This window comes from Micrococcus sp. PSi08, assembly GCF_054960655.1.
The window spans coordinates 1-3,168 of the sequence record NZ_JBHNYP010000053.1 but is presented as its reverse complement, the minus strand read 5'-3'; the positions used below and the strand labels follow the sequence as shown (position 1 = coordinate 3,168).

The 3,168-nt window shown below is 62.8% G+C and carries 3 protein-coding genes and 1 pseudogene; 2 read left to right on the top strand and 2 right to left on the bottom strand.

The genetic code is table 11. From position 1 onward, the window contains the following. Positions 1-226 (top strand): integrase core domain-containing protein (locus tag ACFI33_RS11660; RefSeq protein ID WP_462624045.1); only part of this gene is annotated, 226 nt, incomplete at its 5' end. Positions 227-645: 419 nt separating this feature from the next. After that, positions 646-2,232 (top strand): hypothetical protein, encoded by a 1,587-nt coding sequence (locus ACFI33_RS11655; protein WP_232502391.1) that lies wholly within the window; start codon positions 646-648, stop codon positions 2,230-2,232. Positions 2,233-2,808: 576 nt separating this feature from the next. Here ACFI33_RS11655 and ACFI33_RS11650 read toward each other — a convergent pair. Beyond that, positions 2,809-2,910, bottom strand: a pseudogene (locus tag ACFI33_RS11650) (IS5/IS1182 family transposase); the annotation flags it as partial. Positions 2,911-2,959: 49 nt separating this feature from the next. Further along, the coding region (locus tag ACFI33_RS11645; RefSeq protein WP_462624044.1) for a transposase at positions 2,960-3,168 on the bottom strand (209 nt) is incomplete at its 5' end.

Genomic DNA, 3,168 nt, shown 5'->3' with positions numbered 1-3,168 from the left:
CCCATACACCCCGCGCCATAACGGGAAGGTGGAGAGGTACAACCGGCTGATGGTCGATGAGGTCCTCTACGCCCGCCCGTATACCTCAGAGACGGCCCGGCGTGAGGCGTTGGCGGTGTGGGTGAACCACTACAACTACCATCGGCCTCATACCTCCTGCGGGGACGCCCCGCCGGCCTCGTTGGCCCCGGCCCGAGTCAACAACGTCATGACCTCTTACACCTAGCTCCGGGGCTCCGGCTGACAGTGCCGAGCGCGACTCCGGGCCTCGAGGTGGGGTGGCAGACATCCGTAAATGGGCACGATTGGGAATGAGCGTTACGGCTGGTCTTGTGGACGTCGGTGTAGGCATGAGTAACGCACTTGACGGGATCGTGCCGCTCCCTGGGGGACAAGACGCCGACTGAGTGAGTGCCGCCAATGCGGTGGCTGGATACACCTAGGACCATTTGGAGAACGAGCTCGGTGAAGAGGGGCTCGTGAGGTCTCGGACGTAGGTGAGAAGCGTGCCGCGCAGCACTGACGTGCGACCATCCTGCCTCAAGGCGGCCGACATCTAACGCCGGTGGACGACGGTAAGGTTGGGGGGATAGACCCAGGAGAGGCCGGTCTGGTGCTCTCGTGAGAGCGTGGGGGTATTGCCGGATGAGCATTCTGTACAGAGCGGTATGGTCGGACGCATCGCGCCCGGACCCAATATCTCTCGTCGAAGACTTGAAGATCTGCGTGGCGCGCTGGACTCAGGAGACGGAAGAACCGGCGCCACTGGTTGAGGGACACAGCGAGCTTGACGTGTCCCAGGGGCGGCACCGGCGGATCTCAGTCCGAGTTGTCGGACCCAACGCTTTCGAGGCCACTGTCATCGATCAGGTCGCGGGGGACCCCACCGAGTGGTCCACGGTGATCCGGGTCGTTGCTGATGACGAGGGTGTCCATACACTGGTCGAGCTGAGCATGTCCTCCGATGACCTCGCCCGCCGAGTCTCTGTTGGTAGGCCGAAGGTCGTGCATGATCTTTTGAGTGCCGTCGACAAGCCGCGGCTAGGCGGCAGTCAACTTCAGGTGGAGCCGCTCTCGCTTCCTGCAAACGCCATCGACATCCTGGCGGAAATGCTGTCGAATCCCTCCCGCACGCTGCCGATCATCGTCTGTACCGAACCGAGTGGAGATCACGATGGTGATTGGCTCCGTGCGGCTAAGAGAATCGCGGCCCGCGCGGAGGGTGTTGCCATCGTCCTTACCCTTGATTTGGCTGCAGTCTCTGAGTTTCGGCGCGAATTCGGTTCTCTTGCGGTCTGGGATGGCGGGATACGTGTGTATTCGCCTGGTGTGGTGACCCGGGATGCTGAGGGGTGGCGGCACCGCTACTACCAGCGCTCCCGCCTCGAAGATCGTCCGCGATTCACCGTAGACCGCATCGTCTACTCGGTTGCTCAGCTCTCGACGCGGCGACGAATACCGAATGTGTTCCACATCTTTGGAGGTCAGAGTGGTCTGCCGTCGGACGCACTCGACGGGATGATCCCGGTGAAGGACCTGATAAAGGCGCGGGAAGACTGGGATTTTGAGCGTGAGGTGGCCCTCGACGAGCAGAGCTCCGTGGAGAGGGAGCTCGCCAGTGCCAACGGCCATCTTTCACGACTCAAGGAAGCGCTGATCGAGCGTGGGCTCGCCTCTCTATTGTGGGGCGCCCAGCACGAGGACGTGGCCTCGGTCCCAGACCTTGTGCAGGACACGTCAGAGGCCGTACTCGCGGCCCAGATGTACCTTGCAGACTGGCTCGTCCTCCCGGACTCCGCGGTGCGCCATTTGGAGGATATTGACACCGCGCCCGAAGCGTACAACTGGGGCAATAAGGCTTGGCGCGGATTTCGTGCCCTCGCTGCGTACGCACAGGATCGGGCGTCGGGCTGGGATAAGGGCGGCTTTTGGGAGTGGTGTGCCTCGGGGCCGGTGCTCGGCTGGCCGGCTACTAGCAAGAAGCTGTCCATGACCGAGAGTGAAGGGGTGCAGACGAGCGGGAAGTTCAAGGGGACTCGTGACTTCAAGGTGGATCCGGCTGTCGATTCATCCGGCGAGATCACCATGCTCGCGCATCTTAAAATCTCCGAGGGAGGCGGCAACCTTGCGCCACGGGTCTACTTCTATGATGACACTAACGGGGCGACTAAGAAGGTTCATATTGGCCTCGTCGGTCCTCATTACCTAGTCCCGAACAAGTCAACTAACTAGCGCTAAACAGCCAATAATCAAAACCATACGTGCGTGGCGTCGGGTACCACAGTTGCATGGTAGTTAACTCTGCATCCGGGGAGGGGGCCGGAGCTGGAGCAGAGGGTGCACCGGAATCCAGGTGGCAAAACTGCCTTGTTGAGGGTGCTAGTTTCCGCGAACTGGAAGGTGGACCTTTATCGGTCTTTAGGGGTCGGCCGAGGCGGAGCGAGATGGTGGGTACAACGGCGTCTGCTCGGGTAGTCGAGGCACCTATGTGTGGGTCGGTTTGGGTGCCTCTGGCACGTGGACGCGGTGGGTCGTCCCGCCATGGCGTTGGGTCGGCCCCCCGCGCACGCCGACACCCGGGCTTCTGCGCCGCGATCCGCTGCATCCAGGGGGCTGGGAATAGGCGTGGAGCGTCGACCGCCAACAGCGACCTGCCCCATTGCACGGATGAGCGCGGCCGGCTGTGCAGTGGGCGCCGGTTCGCTACCCTCGCGTGCGCGCATCGGGGCGCACGCATCGGGTGCGTGGGCGATCGAGCTATCACCATTGGGTGCTGATACCAGGCGTGCAGTTCCCTGCCGCCTGGCACTAGGGCATGTCTGACAATCGTTTTGACCATGCGAGCACAGCATTCAGGACCACAGCGGCCCTGTAGATGATCGCGTACTTGTCATACCGGGTCGCCAGACCGGTCAAGCCCCATGAAGTGGTGTAGCGGCTGATTCCTTCGTTGGGGTTGTCAGGCGCTGAACTCGAGGGCGGGCGCGGTGTCGGGGTTCACCTCGCTTCCCGTGTTGCTGACGGTGGTGAGTCGGCAGCGGGCCAGGACCTCCAGGCCGAGGTAGCGACGGCCCTCGGCCCACTCGTCTGTCTGCTCGGCCAGCACCGCGCCCACCAGTCGTACGATGGCCGCCCGGTTGGGGAAGATGCCCACCGCGTCGGTGCGGC

What these genes read in the sequence shown, in the direction of transcription:
- ACFI33_RS11655 (WP_232502391.1), top strand. Translation starts at nt 646, where the DNA reads ATGAGCATTCTGTACAGAGCGGTATGGTCGGACGCATCGCGCCCGGAC.